Consider the following 20,539-nt stretch of genomic DNA (forward strand, 5'->3'; position numbering starts at 1 on the left):
TACCACCTCGCGTGCCGCGCCTCTCGGCGGAGCCACTCTCACTGCGGCTGTGACGGGCCTGCCCCGCTCGGTTCTACTGAGCCCACCCTCGAGGGTGGACCGTTCTTCCGAGAGCTCCCCGGTGATGTCGGATCACAGCTCGTGGCTCCCATTGTACGCGTCGCGCGGCCACAGTGCTCGGTCACGGTTCAACCGGGACTCCCGCTCCCCACGAGGAAAGGCACCGCTGCCGCAGCCATGGCGACCTGGTCGTGGCCGACGCCCTGCACCTCGTGCATCTCCCAGCGGAATGCCACGTCCTCCCGCGCTGCCGCGCGCGCCGCCCGATCGAAGAACTCCCTGCCCCGCTCGAGCCTCGTCTCTCCCTGGGCATCTGCGTCATCATCCCGACGCAGGTTCTTCGTTCCGACGTCGTCGGTGCCGAGCAGCACGACCAGATGGCGTCCGAACGCCGCCGCGGCATCGAACGACGGCGCGTCGTCGCCATCGAGCCCGAAGGGGAAGCGCGCCGAGCCGTCGGGCATCGTGTACCAGCCGGCATTGGCAGCCACCGCGACGTCGACGGGTGCGTGCGGCACGAACTCGACATAGCGGTGCACGAACTGGGCGCCGGCGGAGTGACCGAACATCGAGAATCCGGTCTGATCGCCACCGATCCGACGACGAACGTCCTCGAAGAGGGGTTCGATGTACCCGTAGGCCCCATCGAGCACGTGGGAACCGTCACGGTTGTCGCCGTTGACATCGGTGAGGCCGCCCAGGTTGTAGTTCTCCGCGTCGGGGAAGTCGTCGTCGCTGAACTGAGGTGCCACCACCACCACGTCGCGGTCTCGCACGAGATCCGTCCAGGTGTTGCGGTAGTCGGCGGCGTTGCGCTCGACCCCGTGCATGACCACGATGATCGTCGCCTGCTCGGTCGCGTGGGTTCCCGTGACGTAGTACACGGGAATCGGCTCGCGCCCGTCGATGCGGAGGTCGAATCTGCCGCTGCCGCGCAATCCGGAATCAGGTGTCATCGGTGCACACGCGGCGAGCGCACCTGCGAGCACGACGGCCATGGCGATCAGGATCCCCCATCTGCGGCGCATCAGAAGCGCAGCGTCGCGACGTCGGCCTGCCACGTGACGGCTGAGCCGATGATGGTCTTGGCGGGTGCGAGTTCCGCGAGAGGCACCGGGCGCGCGACGTAGTCGACGATCTTGTTGTCTGTCGCGATGACGCGGAGCGAGAGTATGCCCACGCCGCTCTGGTTCCACCGCAGGCCCGCCACGGCTCCGAGACCGGGCTTGCCGTAGCTCTCGAACCGACCGGGAGCGCCGAACACGAAATTGCCGATGCCATATGCGACGGGCATGTCGCCGACCATCTCGACGGACTGGAGCGTGTGCGATCCGCTGCCGATCACCGCGTCGTAGTCTGCCTCTGCGAACACTCCCGCCCAGTAGCGCTGCTGCGCGTTGACGTCTTCGTAATTGTTCCCCCAGTGCACGAAAGCGATCACCTTGTCTGCGCCGTTGTCCCGTGCCGCCCGTATGGCCTGCTCCACGCGATCCAATCGGAGCGGCAGCATTCCGGGAGTCGTCTCGGTGCTGCGGTGGAGTGCTCCGAAATCCTCGCCGAACGACACGACGGCCACGTCGAGCTGCTCGGAGCGCACCAGCAACGGCATGGATGCCGCAGCGCGCGTGGCCCCTGCCCCGAACGCCGCGAGGCCGACCTGTTGCGCGTGGCTGATCGTGTCGGCGAGTCCCTCACCACCGCGATCCATCGCATGGTTGTTGCCGAGGTTCAGCGCATCCACGCCGGCATCTCGCAGGGCCGTGAGATGAACGGGGTCGCTGGCATAGGTGTATCTCGCGCCCGGGTTCGCCGGCGTCTGAATGGTCGTGAACGGCACCTCCGCGTTGACGGTGGTGTAGTCGAATCCCTCGAGCAGCGGTGCCACCTCGGCGAGCAGAGGAGCCGCCCCCGATACGGCGAGCTTCTCTGCCGACCCATCGCCGAACATCGTGTCCCCCGCGAACCCCAGATCCAGCACACCGTCGGTCAGCGACGGCGCGGAGGCTTCGACCACGGGTGCCGGAAGCGGCCGGGCGAAGGCCAGCTGACTTCCGAGCAGTCCCGCCGAGCCGAGCGCCACGACGAGACTCGCTGCGATCAGCCGCCGGTCGCGTCGCAGGTTCCGACCCGCACGTCGGCGGCCCGAGTCCTGTGCGCTCATCGTCCGGCCTCCGTCCAACGCCTGCTCCTCGTGTTCCGGTTGCGCCAGAGGTGGTCGCGATACTCCTCACCGGTGAGTGCGTCAGCCGTGCCGTCTTCCGACATCACCCAGATGGTGTCGGCCAGAGACAGCGCATCGGCATCCTGCGTCACCATGAGCACGGTTCCGCGATGCCGCAGGATGGCTTCCCGAGCACGCGACCGCGCCCCGGCGTCCATCCCGGCCAGAGGCTCGTCGAGAACCAGGATCCGCGGGGTGCCCACCATCGCCCTGGCGAGCGCCATGAGCCGACGGTCACCCGCGGTGAGGTTCGCACCGCCCTCCATGACCCAGCCCATGACCCCGCGGTCGTCGTGACGCCTGAGCGTTTCGTCCAATCCGAGGGACTTGACGATCCGCTGCACCTCTCCCGCACCCACCTTGCGGTCCGCGTAGGTGAGGTTGCGCAGCACGGTTCCGCGAAGCAGCGGCAGATCGGGCCCGGCGACCCCCATCATCGCGCCGACCGAGGACGGCGATGTCTCAGAGAGCAGCTGACCGTCGACCACGACCGTGCCCGAGCTCGGCTCGGTCATCCTGGTGAGCACGTCGAGAACGGCCGTCTTGCCGGTGCCGGACGGCCCGGTGATGGCGACGAACTCTCCGCGGTCGGCGACGGCCGTGAAGCCGCGCAGCGCTCCGGGAACCGTCACATCGGTGAATTCGATGCGTCCGCCCTTGACCTCCAGCGGAGGCAGCTCCTCGTCCCCGGACACTCGGGCGGAGCTCCGGAGGAAGTCCAGCACCTTCTGGCGCGAGACCAGGCCGCGATGCCAATAGTCGTGAGCGAGGCCGAGGGTTCGCACGGGTCGAGCGAGGTAGCGGGTCAGCAGCGCAGCCACGATGACGACTCCCACACTCGATGCGCCGCGATGCACCTGGACGAGACCGATCGCGAGCACGGCTACGACGCTCACGAGCGAGGTGGCCGCCGAGATTCCGCGCAGCGCGCCACGGAGCCCGGCGATGCGCAGGAGCGAGACGGTCAGCGCATCGTTCTGACGAGACAGACGACGGAACTCCCCTCGCACCCGTCCCGACACCTGGCTGACACGGATCGCGTTGATCTGCTCGTCGACGTTGCTCATGAGCGATGATCTGCGTCGGCGCATCGATCTCGTGGCGTCGCGCATCGAGCGGCCGAGTGCCAACGACAGTGCGGCCCCGGAGGCCAGCACGCTGACGACCGCGAGCGCGAGCCACACGTCGAGCGCAGCGAGGACTCCGAGAGCGACCACGAGGACGATGGCGGCCGAGAGCCCCTCGAGCAGTCCCCGGCTCAACCACATGCGCAGCATCGACAGATCTCCGGTCAGGCGGAGCAGCAGCCCGCCCCGCGCCCGGTGTCTCAGGTGCTCGGGCCGCATGCGCTGAAGGTGCGCGTACATCTCCATCCGCAGCTTCCTGACCACCTCGTACCCCGCGCGCTCCGCCCAGGTGAACTCCCACGAGCGAGCGGCCCCCATCAGCACGGCCGACACACCGAGCACCACGCAGAACCACAGTGCCTGCTGGTACGCCGCCTCGGCGGCATCGCCCACGCCTCGGGGCACCAGCTGATCGATCACCAGCCGGGAGATCAGCATGAAGTCGACCAGCAGCGCCGCCTGCAGCACGCCGAGCAGACCGACGACGACGAAGTCTCGTGCCCTCAGGCGGAAGAGACGCCGCACGCCCGCTGCGGGCGCATCCTCGCGCGCCCCGTCCATGTCGTCGACGATGTCGATCTCCGTCGTCATGACAGCACCATCGAGGACGCCCGCACATGCTCGATCAGCTCCCGAGAGTCGACGAAACCGCCGCGGAGCCCTCCGGGGTCGGACGCCTGCGCACTGCGGGTCATCTCCTGCGCGTTCTCGAGGCCCTCGAGGTCGATGGGCCACGCGGCCGGCTGCGGCGGAGCCGGAGGGGCCAACAGCCCTGCGTCGATGCCGAGCACGGGTGCGATGAGCTCGGGGTCCTCGAGCTCGGCAAGCCCCCAGATCGGCAGCCCCAGCTCGTCTTCGGCCTCCTGGATCGCGAGCGGCGACTTGGTCACCGTGCCCGACAGCGCGACGACCTCGAACCCGTGATCGGTCAGCGATCGGAGGCCCTGGGCTGCTCCCATGGCATCGGATGCAGCCAGAACGACGCAGTCGATGAGGTCATGCACGACCGCGGATTCGAGCAGGCTTCGGTTGTCGCGCTGGAACACCCCGTCGGCGATCTCGACGAAGTTCACCCTGCTGCCTCCGAGCGACAGGTTGGCCACCAGCTGCGTCATCACCTCTTCGAGAACCGAGGTGGGCTGGCGGAACGACGATGCGAGCCCGGCGTCCGTGAAGTCGAGCATCATGTGCGCGCCGGCGTCGAGCATGACCCAGTAGTCGTTGCCCGATCCTGTGCCCGTCACCTTCGTGACGCCGGGGCGCATGCCGACCTTCGACAGCCCGTGAGCCATGTAGTGGATCGTGGTGGTCTTGCCGGCGTTCATCGAGGTGCCGAGCACACCGATCGTGCGGGGACGCTCGGCGGGAGGCGTCAGCGTGGGCAGCCGGAAGTCCGCGACGTTGAGCGGACGACCGGCCTCGTCGCCGATCAGCCCGATCGGCACGATGTCGGTCGCGGCCCGCACGGAACGGCTGCGTGAGATCGCCGACGAGGCGATGCCTCCGCTGGCGACGAGGTTGACGGGTCCCAGGTGCCGCGGCACGTAAGACTCGAACTGGTCTGTGGCATACCGGTCGGCGTACGCGACGATGATCAGGTCGCCCACGTGCAGCAGACTCCGGCGTCCGTGCGGCTGCTCGATGTGGCGGTGATGCCCCAGCTTCTCGATCCGTGCGACGACGAGGTCGCCGGAGCGTGGGCGGATCGCACCGCCGACGAGCGTCCTCATCGATTCGAGCGGAACGCGACGGGTCGCGAACGACTGCTTGGCGGCGATGCGCATCTCGTGCGGAAGGATCCGCACCCAGGTTTCGCGCCTCATGGTGTCCCCTCAGATGGTCGAGGAGTTGAGCCTTCGTCCCGAGCCCGATTCGACGCGCTCGCGGTCGTGTCGAGCCCTCCGACAGACGGCGGCGCGCTCGAACGACGTCGGAGTGGCATGTCCCAGTAGCCACTCCCTCAATCCCCAGATTGGTCAGCAACACTACCCGGACGTCAGAGCACCGCCACGGCGAAAACAGCGGAAACGGAGCGCGCATTCTGGAATTCTGCTGTCAGAGGGGAAAACGGTAGCCTCCGAGCATGGCCCGACGCTCCGACTCCCCCGTTCCACCTCGTGTCTCCTCCCCCGATCTCCCCGAGCGATTCGATGACGCGACTCCCGCACGAAGCGCCGATCTGCTCGCCGCACGACTGAGCCTGTCGGGGTCCGTCGATCTCGCATACTCCTCGCTCGAGCAGTGCACCGTCTCGGTCGATGCCGATTCCGTCGACCTCTCGGGGGCGACGCTGATCGATGTCGAGATCATCGGCGCGCGCATCGCGTCGCTCCGGCTGCGCGATGCGAACATCCGCCGGCTCCGGATAGCCGGAGGACGTGTGGGCACGCTCGATCTGAGCGGATGCCGCATCGACGAGCTCGCGATCGACGACGTCCGCATCGACTACCTGAATCTGGGAGGCGCTCGGGCCGTCGACCTCGACATCTCGAACTGCGGCATCCGCACCCTCGACATGCCGCAGGCGGAGCTCACGCGGGTCCGCTTCGCGGAGAGCACGTCGGAGGAGGTCGATCCCCGGGGCCTCCGCGCGAAGGACGTGGATCTGCGGGGACTCGACGCCGGCGGCTTCCTCGATGCCAACAGTCTGCGAGGCACGACGCTCAGTGGGTTCCAGGTGCAGCAGCTCGCGCCCCTGTTCGCGACGGGCCTCGGCATCCTGGTCAAGGACTGACCGGACGACTCGCCTCCAGCAGTTCCTGAGTGAACGGATGCTGCGGCGATGCGAACACCTCGGCGACGGCGCCCTGCTCGACGATCACGCCGTCCTGCATCACGACGACCTCATCTGCGACGGCACCGACGACGTCGAGGTCGTGCGACACGAAGACCATCGTGAGGCGGCGGTCGCGCTGCAGCCGGAGCAGGAGGCGGAGCACGCGCTCGCGCACCGACGGATCGAGCGCGGAGACCGGTTCGTCGAGCACGAGCACCTGGGGCTCGGCCGCCAGAGCCCGGGCGATCGCGGCACGCTGCCGCTGACCTCCCGACAGCGCACTCGGCCGACGGGTCGCGAGCACGGGGTCGAGATCCACTTCTGCGAGCAGCTCGCCGACCCGCACCGATCTCTGCCGCCGGGCCACCCCTCCTGCGGCGAGCGCCTCTCTGAGCGAGCGCCCGATCGTCCAGCGCGGGTCGAACGCGCCCAGCGGGTTCTGATGCACGAGCTGCACTCGCTGCTCGTCGGCCCATCGAAGATCGCCTTCGTCGGGCCTCTCGACCCCCACGATCATCCGTGCCAGTGTCGTCTTGCCCGAGCCCGACTCGCCCACGATGCCCAGCGTGCGACCCTGGCGGACGGTGAAGGACGCGTCATGCACCGCCGTGAGTTCGCCGAACCTCTTGGTCAGCGCGGTGCCGACGAGCACCGGCGGCGCTGGATTCTGCGAGGCGGTCCGCGGCTCGTGAGCGGTCGCCGCGATCAACCCACGCGTGTATTCGTGCTGAGGAGAACCCAGGACCTCGCCGGTCGGGCCCGATTCGACCACCACCCCGTCGCGCATCACGAGCACGCGATCGGCGATCCGACGCACGGCGGCGAAGTCGTGGCTGATGAACACCACGGCGGTGCCGGCATCCGCGATGTCACGGAGCAGCGCGAGGATCCGCGCCTGCACGGTCGCATCGAGCGCCGTGGTCGGTTCGTCGGCCACGAGGACCGCGGGCTCGGCCGCGAGCGCCGACGCGATGAGCGCGCGCTGTCGCAGACCGCCGGAGAGCTGATGAGGGTACTGCCGTGCACGGCGGGCGGCGTCCGGCATCCAGACTCGGCGCAGCAGTTCGTGGACTCGTTCGCGGGCCGCCGCTCTCCCCACGACGAGTCGATGCACATGCAGAGGCTCGGCGATCTCCGAGCCCACTCTGCGCAGCGGGTCGAGAGAGACGAGAGCGTCCTGCGACACCAGCGCGATACCGGTGCCTCGCACCGCACGCCAGCGTCGCTCGCCGAACCGGGTGGCATCGGTGCCGTCGATGAGCAGACGATCCAGCCGCACGCGCGCCTCTGCGGGCGTCAACCCCAGCAGCGCCCTGGCGGTGAGCGATTTTCCCGCCCCGGATTCTCCGACGATCGCCACGCACTCGCCCCGTTCGACCGTCAGCGAGACGCCGTCGACGACCTTGGTGCCGCCGAAGTCGATGTGCAGTCCCTCGAGTTCGAGCGCGCGCGTCATGATGTCCGCCCCTCTGCCCTGGCCCGCAGCGTGCGCCCGACGACAGTGGCGGCGATCACCGTGACCGTGATCGCGATTCCCGGGAACACCGCGATCCACCATGCCTGGCCCAGGACGTTCCGACCGCCCGCGAGCATGAGACCCCACTCGGGGGTCGGCTCCGACGGACCCAAACCCAGGAAGCTGAGACCGGCGGCCGCGAGGATGCTGGATCCGATGCCGATCGTCGCGAGAACGCTCAGCGCCCCGAGCACCCCGGGCACCACATGCCGCACGAACGCCTGCACGGGGCGCACGCCGAGGATGCGTGCCGCCTCGACGTGCTCCGCGCGTCGCAGGGTGCGGGTCTGCACCCGGGCGAGACGGATGTACACCGGCACGGCGGCGAGAGTCACCGCGATCGCGATGTTGATCGGCCCCGGTCCGAGAACCGCCACGACCACGAGGGCGACGAGGAACTCCGGAAATGCCATGATCACGTCGTTCACGCGCATGAGGGCTGCGTCGACGGCTCGGGGGGCCAGCCCCGCCAGCGCGCCGACGAGCAGTCCGACCGCGAGCGCGATCCCGGTCGCGAGCAGCCCGATCCCGACCGAGCGTCCCGCGCCATGGATCACCCTCGAATAGACATCACGTCCGCTCTGATCCGTGCCGAAGAGGTGCTCACCGCTCGGTGGCTGCAGTGCACCCCGCACATCGGTCCGCAGCGGATCGTGCGTCGCGAACACATCGGGCAGCACCGCCACGAAGGCGAGCAGCACCAGGATCGCCGTCGCGCACCACAGCAGCACGACCTGTGCGCGCCTCACCGGGTGCTCCCGTTCTCGGCGCGCAGCCGCGGATCGATCAGCGGGTGCAGGAGCTCGACGACGAGGTTCACCGCGACGAAGACGAGTGCGCTGAGCAGGATGATCCCGGTGATCACCGGCAGGTCGCGGTTCGTGATGGCGGCCAGCGTGACGCGTCCCAGACCGGCGCGCGCGAAGACCGTCTCGACCAGCACCGCTCCCCCGAGCACCGACCCGGTCAGGTAGGCGGCGAGGGTGATCGCGTTCGCACCCCCGTGCCTCAGGCCGTGACGCAGAGTGAACCATGACTCACCGGCACCGCGCGCCCGGACGGTCTCGGCGAACGGCATCCGCTCCGCCTGCGCCAGGCCGTCGCGGAGCACCTGGCTGAGAAGCGCGGCGACCGGCAGAGCCAGCGTGATCGCCGGCAGCACGATCGTCGCGGGATTTCGAGCGCCGGAGACCGGGAACCAGCCGAGCCCGAAGGCGAAGACGCTGAGGAGCACGAGTCCGATCCAGAAGACCGGTGACGACAGGATCACGAGTTCGACCCCCGCAGCGATGGCTCGGCCTGCCTGACCGCGCACCAGCAGAGCGACCGCGAGCGCGATCAGGACCGCGATCGCCAGGGCCAGCGCCGAGAGCTGCAACGTCGCTCCCAGTTGGCGACCGATGACCTCTGTCACCGGCATCCGCAGCTGGTACGACTCGCCGAGATCTCCTCTGGCGAGCTGGGCGAGAAAGCTGAGGTACTGCTCGAACGCCGGGCGATCGAGCCCCAGCTCTGCGCGGATCCCGTCTTTGACCGCATCGCTCACCTGCGCCTGCGGGCCCAGCATGACCGCGACGGGGTCGCCCGGAATCACCCGGAACGCGAGGAAGGTCAGCGTCGCCGCACCCCACAGCACGATCACGACAGACCCCGCGAGGCCGGCGACCCGGATGAGCGCTGCCTTCACCGTTCGCGCCCTCTCGACGATCGCTGAGCGCACTCCGGATCACGGCGCTCGCTCAGGAACGATACCGCAGCACCCTGCGCACGGGCACGGGCGCGGGGCGTCGAGGGCGTCGAGGGCGTCAGCCCACGCTCACGTCGTAGAAGAGCGGGCGACCGTACAGGTCGTAGTCGAGTCCACTCACCCGCTCCCCGACCGCCGTGATGGCCGAGGGGCTGTACAGCGGGACGATCGCGGTGTACTCGGCGTTCCACTCCTGCAGCTGGGTGTAGATCGCGTTGCGCTGGTCCTGATCGCTGGACGCGACCGCCTGATCGAGCAGCGTGTCGATCTCGGGGTCGGTGACCTGCGAAGCGTTCTGGAAGCCCTCGGAGTGGAGGTGGGCACGCAGGAAGTCGGGGTCGACACCCGAGAATCCCCAGTCCGTGAGGTCGAAGGTCTTCGGGCCGTACTGCTCGTTGTACGCGCCCGGCTCCAGCACCTCCCTGACCACCTCGAACCCGATCGCCTTGAGGTCCGACTGGATCGCGTTGGCGAGAGCCGCCCGGTCGTCGGGAACCGGGGTCCAGGCGATCCACCGCGCCGACAGACGCTGTCCGTCCTTCATGCGGATGCCGTCGCTGTCGCGCTCCGTCCACCCCGCCTCGTCGAGCAGCGCGCTCGCCGCGTCCGGATCGAACGCCCACGTGCCCTCGAGTGACGCGTCGTATCCCGGCGTGCTGGAACCCAGCACGCTCCAGGCACGAGGGAACTGATCGAAGAAGATCTCCTCGACCGCCGCATCCACATCGATGCCGCGGGCGAACGCCTGACGGACCTTCTCGTCAGCGAACACACCGTACTTCTCGTTGAGGTAGAGCGAGTAGGGCAGCCCCGGATACTCGATCGAGTCGACCGTGATGCCGTCGCCGAGGTCACCGGCGAGGTTCGGCGGGATGTTGCTCGCGAGATCGGCTTCACCGCTCTGCATGACCCCCGTGCGCACCGAGGCTTCCGGCTGGATCTCGACGCGCAGCGTCTCGACGTCCGGCGCCTTCTCACCGTGCGGCCCCCACGCGTAGTCGTCATTGCGCGTGTAGACGATCTCCTGATCGGGGGTGTACTCCGTCAGCTCGTAGGGCCCCGTGCCCACCGTGATGCCGGGACCGCCCGCCTTGAGCTCACCAGCCGACGCTGCCAGGACCGCCGGTGAGTAGAACCCGAGCTGAGGGGTGCTGGCCGCCTGCAGGAACGGCGCGTACGGCTGGCTGAAGCGCACCGTGACGGTGTGCTCGTCCACGACATCCGTTCCCTCGTAGAAGTCCGCCCCGAGCATCGACGCCGCCTGAGCGGACTCGGTCTCGGGATCGACGATGCGGTCGAAGTTCACCTTGACGGCCTCGGCATCGAAAGGCTCGCCGTCCGTGAAGGTGACGTCGTCTCGGAGCTCGAACGTGTACTCGGTGCTGTCCGGAGAGACGCTCCACTTCTTCGCCAGCCAGGGGGTGAACGAGCCGTCGTCCTCTTGGAAGACGAGCGAGTCGAGCACGGCGCGCTGAACCATGCCGGAGACGTCGAGCTGGCTCACCTGCGGGTCCATGTGCCCGGCCGAGAGGTTCGCGCCCTCGATCGACCATACGAGCTCTCCGCCGTCCGATTCTGACGCCGGGTCGGCGCAGGAACTGAGCAGCAGCGCGGAGGCGGCCGCGACGACCCCGATCGACAGGGCGCGGCGACGAACGAAGACAGGCATGGTGATCCTCAGAGGGTACGGAGACGGGGCGCGGGCACGCCAGTTCTTGGACTCGATCCAATTGTACGGGCTCTGCGCGTTCAGGGCGCCGAGCGGGGCGCGCCCGGGAACCGCCCGCTCCTATACTTCGAGGACACCTGAGCGGGGAAGCCCGCACGTGCACGGCGACGCGGAGGGCCGACTGTGATGAGGCGATGGTTCACACGATCGACGATGCGTGGCGCGGCCGTCACCGCGGCCGCTGTCGCGCTCGCCGCATCGCTCACCGGGTGCGGAGTGTTCGCGAAGGAGCTCTCGCAGGGGGACTTCGCCGAAACCATCCCGGCCGCGCTCGCGGCATCCGACATCGGCGTCACCGACTCGTTCGCGGCGAAGGGGCTGTCCGGCTTCACGTTCAGCCTCGTCGTCGGCGTCGATCTCGCCGATCAGGAGCTGTCGCCGGACGACCTCGCAGGGATCCTCCGGATCGTCCTCCAGAACAACGATGTCCGGAGCGACCAGATCCAGCTCTCCGTCACGGCATCCGATGGAGAGTTCGTGGACATCCCCGCTGTCGTGCAGCAGATCGACCCCGACCTCACGACGCAGGCCGCGACCTACGGAGACCTCGCGGTCACGAACGAGCAGGCCATCGCGATCGTCGAGGCGGTCTGGGGCGAATAGACTGTGGGCACAACCCACACTCAGGCACGCTCACACAGTGCCGCACACATCGCTCGAGGAGACCTCCATGTCCACGATTCCTGACAAGCCCGTACTCGAAGGTCTCGAAGCGAAGTGGGGTGAGGCCTGGTCCGAGCAGGGGACGTATCTGTTCGACCGCATCCGCGCCGCAGAGTCCGGCCGCGACGGCGTCTACTCGATCGACACTCCCCCGCCGACCGCATCCGGCAGCCTGCACATCGGTCACGTGTTCTCGTACACGCACACCGACGTCAAGGCGCGGTTCGAGCGCATGCGCGGCAAGGACGTGTTCTACCCGATGGGCTGGGACGACAACGGTCTGCCCACCGAGCGCCGCGTGCAGAACTACTACGGCGTGCGGTGCGACCCGACGCTGCCCTACCAGAGCGACTTCACCCCGCCGTTCGAAGGCGGCGACAACAAGTCCAGCCGCGCCGCCGACCAGGTGCCGATCAGTCGTCGAAACTTCATCGAGCTCTGCGAACGCCTGACGATCGAGGACGAGAAGCAGTTCGAAGCCCTGTTCCGCCAGCTCGGCCTCTCGGTCGACTGGACGCAGACCTACCGCACCATCTCCGACGACACGATCCGTCAGAGCCAGCTCGCGTTCCTGCGCAACCTCGAGCGCGGAGAGGCCTACCAGTCGCTCGCGCCGACGCTGTGGGACATCGACTTCCGATCGGCGATCGCGCAGGCCGAGCTCGAGGATCGCGACCAGCAGGCCGCGTACCACACCATCGACTTCCCGTTCGTCGACGGCTCCGGTTCGATCACGATCGAGACCACCCGTCCCGAGCTGCTTCCCGCGTGCATCGCGATCGTGACCCACCCCGAAGGCCCGCACAAGCACCTGATCGGCACGAAGGTGCGTACGCCGTTCTTCGGCGCCGAGATCGAGATCCACGGTCACCACCTCGCACAGCCCGACAAGGGCACCGGCGCGGCGATGGTCTGCACCTTCGGCGATGTGACCGACATCATCTGGTGGCGCGAGCTGCGCACGGCGGTGGGCGACCACCTCCCCAACATGACGACGATCGGTCTCGACGGCCGCTTCCTCCCCACCGCGCCGTCGATCGTCGCAGACGCCGAGGCGATCGAGTGGTACGCGGCAGAGCTCGCGGGCAAGACGGTGTTCTCCGCCCGCAAGGCCATCGTCGAGAAGCTGCAGGAGACCGGCGACATGACGGCGGTCGGCAAGCCGTTCAACCACGCGGTGAAGTTCTTCGAGAAGGGCGACCGTCCTCTCGAGATCGTCTCGACCCGCCAGTGGTACATCCGCAACGGCGCACGCGACGCGAAGCTGCGCGACGAGCTGCTCGAGCGCGGAACGCAGCTGGCGTGGCACCCCGACTTCATGCGCGTGCGCTACGAGAACTGGGTCAATGGCTTGACCGGAGACTGGCTCGTGTCGCGTCAGCGGTTCTTCGGCGTGCCGATCCCGCTGTGGTACGGACTCGACGAGAACGGCGAGCGCGACTACGACCGGGTGATCGCTCCGGATCACGCGAGTCTCCCCATCGACCCGACGACCGACGTACCCGAGGGGTACACCGAGGATCAGCGTGGGGTGGCGGGTGGTTTCGAGGCCGAGGCCGACATCCTCGACACCTGGGCCACCTCGTCGCTCACTCCGCAGCTCGCCGGTGGTTGGCAGCGCGACGAGGAGCTGTGGCAGCTCACGGCTCCGTTCGATCTGCGTCCGCAGGGTCAGGACATCATCCGCACGTGGCTCTTCTCGACCATGCTGCGCTCCACTCTCGAAGACGGTCGCGCGCCGTGGCGCAACGCCGCGATCTCGGGCTTCATCGTCGATCCTGACCGCAAGAAGATGTCGAAGTCGAAGGGCAACGTCGTCACCCCGGCGGACATCCTCGAGACCCACGGGTCGGACGCGGTGCGCTACTGGGCAGCGTCCAGCCGCCTGGGTATGGATGCCGCCTTCGACCCGCAGAACCCGACGCAGGTCAAGATCGGCCGCCGCCTGGCGATCAAGGTGCTGAACGCTGCGAAGTTCGTGCTGTCGTTCCCCGTGCCCGAGGGCGCGCAGGTGACGCACGCGCTCGATGCCTCGATGCTGACCGGGCTCGACACCGTGATCGCCGAGGCGACAAAGGCGTTCGAGAACTACGACCAGGCCAAGGCGCTCGAGGTCACCGAGGCGTTCTTCTGGACCTTCTGCGACGACTATCTCGAGCTGGTCAAGGAGCGCGCTTACAACCAGAACGACGTGGGCCAGGCCTCCGCGGCACTCGCATTGCGCCTGGCGTTGTCGACGCTGCTGCGTCTTCTCGCGCCGATCCTCTCGTTCGCGACCGAAGAGGTGTGGTCCTGGTTCGAAGAGGGCTCGGTCCACACCGCGGCGTGGCCGGAGCCTCTCGGCATCGACGGCGACACGGCCGTGCTGTCGGCCGCGAGTGAGGCGCTGATCGGCATCCGCCGCGCGAAGACCGAGGCGAAGGCATCGCAGAAGACTCCCGTCGCTCGTGCGGCGATCGCGGCGCCCGAGGCGAAGCTCGACGCACTGCGGGCCGCAGCCGAGGATCTGAAGGCCGTAGGGCGCATCGCGGAGCTCGAGTTCAGCGAAGCCGACGACTTCGCGGTCACCGCGATCGAACTCGCGCCGATCGAGGGCGCGTGATGCAGCTCGGCACCCGATGGGCCACCGGAACACAGCCCCCGGCCTCCGTCCCCGAGTCCCTGCGACCGGTGATCGCCGAGGTGGAATCCCGGGGCCTTGCCGGGCACTGGACGCTGACATGGCTCGAGGGCCGAGCGATCGCCGAGCTCGACTCCGGATGGGAGGTCGTGCAGACCTCGACCGGTGACGTGATCGCCCGCCCGTTCGAAGACTGATCCGGCTCAGCCCCCGCCCCCTCCGAGACCCTCCGTCGCCTCCGGGCACGGAGGGTCTCGGTCATCGTGCACGCGCGGTGGTTAGGCTCGACCCATGACCGACGCCTCGAATCCGCTGCTCCAGCCGTCAGACCTGCCCTACGGGCTCCCCGACTACCGCGCGATCAGGCCGGAACATTATCTCCCCGCATTCGAGGCGGCCTTCGACGAGCACCTCCGCGAGGTCGCCCGCATCACGATGGTGCGCTCCATGCCCACGTTCGAGAACACCATCGAGGCTCTCGAGCGCTCGGGAGAACTGCTCGATCGAGTGGCGCACGCGTTCTACACCGTGAGCTCCGCTGACGCGACACCCGAGATCCAGGCCGTCGATGAGCAGCTCGCGCCCCTGATGGCGGCTCACAACGACGCGATCACCCTCGACAGTGCACTGTACTGGCGAGTGCAGCAGGTGCATGATCGTCTCGACGATCTCGACCTCGACGACGAGCAGCGATACCTCGTCGAACGGCACCATCGGGAGATGACGCACGCGGGCGCGGCCCTCGACGATGAGGCGAAGAGCAGACTGACCGCTCTGAATCAGCAGCTGTCGACGCTGAGCAACACCTTCGAGCGCAACCTCTTGAACGACACCAATGACCTCGCAGTGGTGTTCGACTCAGCCGACGAGCTTGCGGGTCTGAGCACGGGAGAGCGCTCCGCCGCGGCGCGTGCGGCTGCCGACCGGGGCCTCGACGGCCGCCTCGTCATCTCTCTTCCGCTGTTCACCGGGCACCCATACCTCGCACAGCTCCGCGACCGCGAGTCGCGCCGCCGCATCATGGCGGCCTCCCGTGCTCGCGCGTCCCGCGGCAACGCGAACGACAATCGCCCCGTGCTCGCAGAGATCGTGCGCCTCCGCGCCGAACGCGCAGCTCTGCTCGGCTACGACTCCCATGCCGCCTACGTCACTGCAGACGAGACGGCGGGCACCCCGGATGCGGTCGAGCGGATGCTCCGCGAGCTGGCGTCGCCGTCTGCCCGCAATGCCGTGGCCGAGCGCGAAGCCCTGCAGAAGATCGTCGACGACACCGAAGCTGCAGCTTTTCCGATCGACGCGCACGACTGGGCGTTCTACACCGAGAAGGTGCGGACCGCGCGGTATGCGATCGACACGAGCGCGCTGCGCCCCTGGTTCGAGGCAGAGAGGGTTCTGCAGGACGGCGTGTTCTTCGCGGCCACGAAACTGTACGGCGTCACCTTCGCGGAACGGAAGGATCTCGTCGCCTACCACGAGGGTGCGCGCGTGTTCGAGGTGCACAACGCCGACGGCACCGCACTGGGGCTCTATGTTCTGGATCTCTACACGCGCGACTCGAAGCGCGGAGGCGCGTGGATGAACCCGATCGTGAGCCAGTCGCGGCTGCGCGGAACCTCGCCCGTCGTCGTCAACAACCTCAACGTCGCCCAGCCCGGAGACGGCGAGCCGACGCTGCTCACTCTCGACGAGGTCACCACGCTCTTTCACGAGTTCGGTCATGCCCTGCATGGGCTGTTCGCCGTCGTCACCTACCCCCACTTCGCCGGAACGAACGTGTTCCGCGACTTCGTGGAGTTCCCGAGTCAGGTCAACGAGATGTGGATCCTGTGGCCCGAGGTCCTCGACAACTATGCGCGACACCATGAGACGGGAGAGCCGCTCGACCCGGCGATCGTCGATCGACTGCGCGCGACGGAGGCGTTCAACCAGGGTCACGACACGAGCGAATATCTCGCCGCGGCCTGGCTCGACCAGGCGTGGCACGCGATTGCTGCAGACGCGGAGATCGGCGACGTGGCGGAGTTCGAGGCGGCTGCCCTCGCCGACATCGGATTGGACGATCCAGTCGTACCGACCCGCTACTCGTCGACGTACTTCGCACACGTGTTCTCAGGCGGGTACAGCGCCGGCTACTACTCCTACATCTGGAGCGAGGTCCTCGACGCCGACACGGTCGAATGGTTCCGCGAGAACGGAGGCCTCAGCCGCGAGAACGGAGACCGTTTCCGTGCTCTCCTCCTGGGCGTCGGAGGGTCGAAAGACCCGCTCGAGGCGTACAGAGACTTCCGCGGCCGGGATGCCGATATCGCTCCGCTGCTGAAGCGACGCGGCCTCGAGGGCTGAGCCGGACGGGGTGGAGCTCAGGCGCTCTTGCGCTTGCGCTCCATCACGATCGTCGGAGGGGCACCTTCGTCGACGGCCGCCTGAGTGACGATGACCTTTGCCACGTCTTCTGCGGAGGGGATCTCGAACATGATCGGTCCGAGAACGTCTTCGAGGATGGCGCGCAGCCCTCGAGCGCCCGTCTTCCGTTCGACCGCGAGGTCGGCGATGGAGCGCAGGGCGTTCTCTTCGAACTCCAGCTGCACGCCATCGAGTTCGAACATGCGCTGGTACTGCTTCACGAGGGCGTTGCGCGGGCCGGTGAGGATGTCGATGAGGGCATCCTGATCGAGCGGCGAGACCGACGTCACCACGGGCAGACGCCCGATGAACTCGGGGATGAGGCCGAATTTGTGGAGGTCCTCGGGCAGGACCTCGCTGAACAGGTCGAGATCCTTGCCCTTGTCGTGCAGCGGAGCGCCGAAGCCGATGCCGTGCTTGCCGACGCGCGCCGACACGATGTCTTCCAGTCCCGCGAATGCACCGGCGACGATGAACAGCACGTTCGAGGTGTCGATCTGCAGGAACTCCTGGTGCGGGTGCTTGCGTCCGCCCTGCGGCGGTACCGATGCGACCGTGCCCTCGATGATCTTGAGCAGCGCCTGCTGCACGCCCTCGCCCGAGACGTCACGGGTGATCGACGGGTTCTCGGCCTTGCGGGCGATCTTGTCGACCTCGTCGATGTAGATGATGCCCTGCTCAGCGCGCTTGACGTCGTAATCCGCGGCCTGGATGAGCTTGAGGAGGATGTTCTCGACGTCTTCGCCGACGTACCCGGCCTCGGTGAGAGCCGTGGCGTCTGCGACCGCGAAGGGCACGTTGAGGCGCTTCGCGAGCGTCTGAGCCAGGTAGGTCTTGCCGCAGCCGGTCGGTCCGATGAGCAGGATGTTGCTCTTCGCGATCTCGACGCTCTCGGCCTTCTGCTCGGCCGTCTGCAGCGTGCCGTGTGCACGGATGCGCTTGTAGTGGTTGTAGACGGCGACGGCCAACGCCTTCTTTGCCGGCTCCTGCCCGACGACGTACTCCTCGAGGAACGAGAAGATCTCGCGGGGCTTGGGCAGCTCGAAGTCGGCGCTCCCCTCGGCGGAGGACTCGGCCATCCGCTCCTCGATGATCTCGTTGCACAGCTCGACGCATTCGTCGCAGATGTACACACCGGGGCCAGCGATGAGCTGCTGCACCTGCTTCTGGCTCTTTCCGCAGAACGAGCACTTGAACAGGTCAGCGCTTTCACCGATACGGGCCATGCGCGTCCTCCTAGGGGGGATCCAGAGATCGTCTACTGAGCCTAACCGGTGCATCCGACACCGGGACGCATTGGCGCGTCGCAGACATCTCGAGTCCGTATCGACTCGCGCAGAGGGCCCGCCCCGAACGACGCGGGCGGGCCCTCAGAGCGGCGAATCAGACCATGCTCTTGGTGTGCCAGACCGTCTTCAACTCTGTGAACGCGGTGATGCGCTCCGGCGATGCCGTGACCTCGCCGGGCGCGAGCACGCGCTTCAGCGTCTCGGCCGCAGAGATCTGCAGGTCGACCCATTCGAGGTCGCCGGCTCCGGCGAGGTCGAGCGCGTTGACGTCCTGGTGCGAAGCGAGCCACGGGGCCATCTCGGCCGGCGATCCCGTGAGCACGTTGACGACGCCGCCAGGCACGTCGCTCGTCGCCAGCACTTCGGCGAGACTGATCGCCGACAGCGGGAACCTCTCACTCGCGATCACGACCACCGCGTTGCCGGCCACCAACGCCGGTGCCACGACCGACACGAGTCCGACGAGCGCGGAATCCTGAGGCGCGACGATCGCGACGACTCCGGTGGGCTCCGGAACGGAGATGTTGAAGTACGGCCCTGACACCGGGTTGGCGTTTCCTGCGACCTGCGCGTACTTGTCGCACCAGCCCGCGTACCAGACCCAGAGATCGATGGCCTCGTCCACCTGCGAGGCGGCGGCCCCCGCCGACACGCCCTCCTGTGCGGCGATCTCGTCGATGAACTGCGCACGGCGGCCCTCGAGCACCTCTGCCACACGGTAGAGCACCTGCCCGCGGTTGTACGCAGTGGCTCCTGACCAGCCCTTCACTGCGGCGCGGGCGGCGACGACCGCGTCCCGCGCATCCTTGCGAGATGCCTGGGCCGCATTCGCGAGGAACGATCCCTTCGCCGAGAGCACCTCGTACGTGCGGCCGGATTCGCTGCGCGGGAAGGCGCCGCCGATCGCCAGCTTGTACGTCTTCGGCACACTGAGTCGCTTGCTCATGCGGAGGCCCCCTTGAGGTACGCAGTGAGTCCCTGACGTCCGCCTTCGCGGCCGTATCCGGACTCCTTGTAGCCGCCGAACGGGCTCGACGGGTCGAATCGATTGAAGGTGTTGGCCCAGATCACGCCGGCTCGGAGCCGATCGGCGACAGCGAGAATGCGCGATCCCTTATCTGACCAGATGCCGGCGGAGAGGCCGTACGGTGTGTTGTTCGCCTTCGCAACCGCCTCGGCGGGCGTTCGGAACGTGAGCACCGACAGGACAGGACCGAAGACCTCATCGCGAGCGATGCGATGAGATGCCTCGACGCCCGTGAAGATCGTCGGGGCGAACCAGAAACCCTTGTCAGGGATCGCGCAGTCCGCAGTCCAGCGCTCTGCTCCCTCGGCCTCGCCGATGTCGCTGAGCTCGCGGATCCGGGCCAGCTGCGCCGCCGAGTTGATCGCGCCGATGTCGGTGTTCTTGTCGAGCGGATCCCCGAGACGCAGGGTCGACAGGCGGCTCTTCAGACGATCGATGACCTCGTCATGGATCGACTCCTGCACGAGCAGCCGGCTGCCTGCGCAGCACACGTGTCCCTGGTTGAAGAAGATGCCGTTGACGATCCCCTCGATGGCCTGGTCGATGGGAGCGTCGTCGAACACGATGTTCGCCGCCTTGCCGCCCAGTTCGAGTGTGAGCTTCTTGTCGGTGCCGGCCACGGCACGGGCGATGTCGCGCCCCACGCCGGTCGAGCCCGTGAAGGCCACCTTGTCGACGTCGGGATGGCGCACGAGCGTGGCGCCGGTGGCACCGGCCCCCGTGACGATGTTGACGACTCCGGGCGGCAGATCGGCCTGCTGCAGGATCTCGGCGAAGATCAGCGCCGTCAGAGGCGTGGTCTCGGCGGGCTTGAGAACGACGGTGTTGCCTGCCGCGAGCGCAGGAGCGAGCTTCCACGCGAGCATGAGCAGCGGGAAGTTCCACGGGATGATCTGCCCCGCGACACCGAGCGCGCGCGGGTCTGCGCCGAGTCCCGCGTAGTCGAGCTTGTCGGCCCATCCCGCGTAATAGAAGAACCAGGAGGCGACCAGGGGCACGTCGACATCGCGACTCTCCTTGATCGGTTTGCCGTTGTCGAGGCTCTCGGCGACGGCGAGCTCGCGAGCCCGCTCCTGCACGAGGCGCGCGATGCGGAAGAGGTACTTGCCCCGATCGCGACCGCTCATCTTCGACCAGGTCTTCTCGTAGGCCCGACGTGCGGCGGCGACCGCGCGGTCGATGTCGCCGTCATCGGCCGTCGCGATCTCAGCGATGCGGGTCTCATCGGCCGGGGAGATCGTGGTGAAGCCGGGGCCGGAGCCGTCGACGAATTCGCCGTCGATGAAGAGGCCGTAGCTGTCCTTGAGGTTGAGAACGGCCTTCGACTCCGGTGCCGGAGCGTATTCCAGGAATGACATATG

Annotated in this window: 16 protein-coding genes; 5 read left to right on the plus strand and 11 right to left on the minus strand. The window is 67.8% G+C overall.

All coding sequences use genetic code 11. From position 1 onward, the window contains the following. Positions 1-188: 188 nt before the first annotated feature. Genes AC3WS6_RS12415 through AC3WS6_RS12430 form a run of 4 tightly spaced genes read right to left on the minus strand, consistent with a single transcriptional unit; the run spans position 189 to position 5,231 of the window. Positions 189-1,088: a hypothetical protein gene (locus tag AC3WS6_RS12415; RefSeq protein WP_492501299.1), complete on the minus strand. Its 900-nt coding sequence runs from the start codon at positions 1,086-1,088 to the stop codon at positions 189-191. Beyond that, the gene (locus AC3WS6_RS12420) at positions 1,088-2,221 is read right to left on the minus strand and encodes a CapA family protein (protein ID WP_492501300.1); all 1,134 of its coding nucleotides are present in this window, start codon (positions 2,219-2,221) and stop codon (positions 1,088-1,090) included. Before AC3WS6_RS12420 ends, AC3WS6_RS12415 begins: the two co-directional genes overlap by 1 nt. After that, entirely contained in the window at positions 2,218-3,999 is a 1,782-nt protein-coding gene (locus AC3WS6_RS12425) for an ABC transporter transmembrane domain-containing protein (RefSeq protein ID WP_492501301.1), read from the minus strand. Before AC3WS6_RS12425 ends, AC3WS6_RS12420 begins: the two co-directional genes overlap by 4 nt. Beyond that, on the minus strand, positions 3,996-5,231 hold the full coding sequence (locus AC3WS6_RS12430; RefSeq protein ID WP_492501302.1) for a DUF1611 domain-containing protein: 1,236 nt from the start codon (positions 5,229-5,231) through the stop codon (positions 3,996-3,998). Before AC3WS6_RS12430 ends, AC3WS6_RS12425 begins: the two co-directional genes overlap by 4 nt. Before the next feature lie 260 nt (positions 5,232-5,491). Between AC3WS6_RS12430 and AC3WS6_RS12435 the strand changes: the two genes are divergently transcribed. Then, a complete protein-coding gene (locus AC3WS6_RS12435) occupies positions 5,492-6,142 on the plus strand; it encodes a pentapeptide repeat-containing protein (protein ID WP_492501303.1) in 651 nt (216 codons plus the stop codon). On the opposite strand, the gene AC3WS6_RS12440 is transcribed toward AC3WS6_RS12435, so the two are convergent. The 4 genes from AC3WS6_RS12440 to AC3WS6_RS12455 form a co-directional block, all read right to left on the minus strand. Further along, a complete protein-coding gene (locus tag AC3WS6_RS12440; RefSeq protein ID WP_492501304.1) occupies positions 6,132-7,640 on the minus strand; it encodes a dipeptide ABC transporter ATP-binding protein in 1,509 nt (502 codons plus the stop codon). The genes AC3WS6_RS12435 and AC3WS6_RS12440 overlap by 11 nt on opposite strands. Next, entirely contained in the window at positions 7,637-8,449 is an 813-nt protein-coding gene (locus tag AC3WS6_RS12445; protein WP_492501305.1) for an ABC transporter permease, read from the minus strand. Before AC3WS6_RS12445 ends, AC3WS6_RS12440 begins: the two co-directional genes overlap by 4 nt. Further along, the gene (locus AC3WS6_RS12450) at positions 8,446-9,387 is read right to left on the minus strand and encodes an ABC transporter permease (protein ID WP_492501306.1); all 942 of its coding nucleotides are present in this window, start codon (positions 9,385-9,387) and stop codon (positions 8,446-8,448) included. The genes AC3WS6_RS12445 and AC3WS6_RS12450 overlap by 4 nt, the downstream gene beginning before the upstream one ends. 118 nt (positions 9,388-9,505) lie before the next feature. Next, positions 9,506-11,116: an ABC transporter substrate-binding protein gene (locus AC3WS6_RS12455; RefSeq protein WP_492501307.1), complete on the minus strand. Its 1,611-nt coding sequence runs from the start codon at positions 11,114-11,116 to the stop codon at positions 9,506-9,508. Positions 11,117-11,329: 213 nt separating this feature from the next. Here AC3WS6_RS12455 and AC3WS6_RS12460 point away from each other — a divergent pair, with 213 nt between their 5' ends. The 4 genes from AC3WS6_RS12460 to AC3WS6_RS12475 all read left to right on the plus strand — a co-directional run bounded on the left by AC3WS6_RS12460 (position 11,330) and on the right by AC3WS6_RS12475 (position 16,802). Beyond that, positions 11,330-11,779 carry a hypothetical protein gene (locus AC3WS6_RS12460; protein WP_492501308.1) on the plus strand — a complete coding sequence of 150 codons (450 nt, stop codon included), beginning with the start codon at positions 11,330-11,332 and terminating at the stop codon, positions 11,777-11,779. A gap of 67 nt (positions 11,780-11,846) precedes the next feature. Beyond that, positions 11,847-14,441, plus strand: coding sequence for a valine--tRNA ligase (gene valS / locus AC3WS6_RS12465; RefSeq protein WP_492501309.1), 2,595 nt, complete (start codon positions 11,847-11,849; stop codon positions 14,439-14,441). Beyond that, entirely contained in the window at positions 14,441-14,656 is a 216-nt protein-coding gene (locus AC3WS6_RS12470; RefSeq protein ID WP_492501310.1) for a hypothetical protein, read from the plus strand. The genes valS and AC3WS6_RS12470 overlap by 1 nt, the downstream gene beginning before the upstream one ends. A 94-nt stretch (positions 14,657-14,750) precedes the next feature. Beyond that, entirely contained in the window at positions 14,751-16,802 is a 2,052-nt protein-coding gene (locus tag AC3WS6_RS12475) for a M3 family metallopeptidase (protein ID WP_492501311.1), read from the plus strand. Between the two features lie 17 nt (positions 16,803-16,819). Here AC3WS6_RS12475 and clpX read toward each other — a convergent pair whose 3' ends face one another. The 3 genes from clpX to AC3WS6_RS12490 form a co-directional block, all read right to left on the minus strand. Next, on the minus strand, positions 16,820-18,088 hold the full coding sequence (gene clpX / locus AC3WS6_RS12480) for an ATP-dependent Clp protease ATP-binding subunit ClpX (RefSeq protein WP_492501312.1): 1,269 nt from the start codon (positions 18,086-18,088) through the stop codon (positions 16,820-16,822). Positions 18,089-18,245: 157 nt separating this feature from the next. After that, on the minus strand, positions 18,246-19,097 hold the full coding sequence (locus AC3WS6_RS12485; protein ID WP_492501313.1) for an aldehyde dehydrogenase family protein: 852 nt from the start codon (positions 19,095-19,097) through the stop codon (positions 18,246-18,248). Further along, positions 19,094-20,536 (minus strand): aldehyde dehydrogenase family protein, encoded by a 1,443-nt coding sequence (locus tag AC3WS6_RS12490; RefSeq protein WP_492501314.1) that lies wholly within the window; start codon positions 20,534-20,536, stop codon positions 19,094-19,096. The genes AC3WS6_RS12485 and AC3WS6_RS12490 overlap by 4 nt, the downstream gene beginning before the upstream one ends. Between the last annotated feature and the right edge of the window lie 3 nt (positions 20,537-20,539).

It is taken from the genome of Microbacterium sp. EB106-03-03-XG65, assembly GCF_058791955.1.

Coding starts and splice junctions, on each gene's coding strand:
- AC3WS6_RS12415 (WP_492501299.1), bottom strand. CDS start 1,088: ATGCGCCGCAGATGGGGGATCCTGATCGCCATGGCCGTCGTGCTCGCA.
- AC3WS6_RS12420 (WP_492501300.1), bottom strand. CDS start 2,221: ATGAGCGCACAGGACTCGGGCCGCCGACGTGCGGGTCGGAACCTGCGA.
- AC3WS6_RS12425 (WP_492501301.1), bottom strand. CDS start 3,999: ATGACGACGGAGATCGACATCGTCGACGACATGGACGGGGCGCGCGAG.
- AC3WS6_RS12430 (WP_492501302.1), bottom strand. CDS start 5,231: ATGAGGCGCGAAACCTGGGTGCGGATCCTTCCGCACGAGATGCGCATC.
- AC3WS6_RS12435 (WP_492501303.1), top strand. CDS start 5,492: ATGGCCCGACGCTCCGACTCCCCCGTTCCACCTCGTGTCTCCTCCCCC.
- AC3WS6_RS12440 (WP_492501304.1), bottom strand. CDS start 7,640: ATGACGCGCGCGCTCGAACTCGAGGGACTGCACATCGACTTCGGCGGC.
- AC3WS6_RS12455 (WP_492501307.1), bottom strand. CDS start 11,116: ATGCCTGTCTTCGTTCGTCGCCGCGCCCTGTCGATCGGGGTCGTCGCG.
- AC3WS6_RS12460 (WP_492501308.1), top strand. CDS start 11,330: ATGCGTGGCGCGGCCGTCACCGCGGCCGCTGTCGCGCTCGCCGCATCG.
- valS (WP_492501309.1), top strand. CDS start 11,847: ATGTCCACGATTCCTGACAAGCCCGTACTCGAAGGTCTCGAAGCGAAG.
- AC3WS6_RS12470 (WP_492501310.1), top strand. CDS start 14,441: ATGCAGCTCGGCACCCGATGGGCCACCGGAACACAGCCCCCGGCCTCC.
- AC3WS6_RS12475 (WP_492501311.1), top strand. CDS start 14,751: ATGACCGACGCCTCGAATCCGCTGCTCCAGCCGTCAGACCTGCCCTAC.
- clpX (WP_492501312.1), bottom strand. CDS start 18,088: ATGGCCCGTATCGGTGAAAGCGCTGACCTGTTCAAGTGCTCGTTCTGC.
- AC3WS6_RS12485 (WP_492501313.1), bottom strand. CDS start 19,097: ATGAGCAAGCGACTCAGTGTGCCGAAGACGTACAAGCTGGCGATCGGC.
- AC3WS6_RS12490 (WP_492501314.1), bottom strand. CDS start 20,536: ATGTCATTCCTGGAATACGCTCCGGCACCGGAGTCGAAGGCCGTTCTC.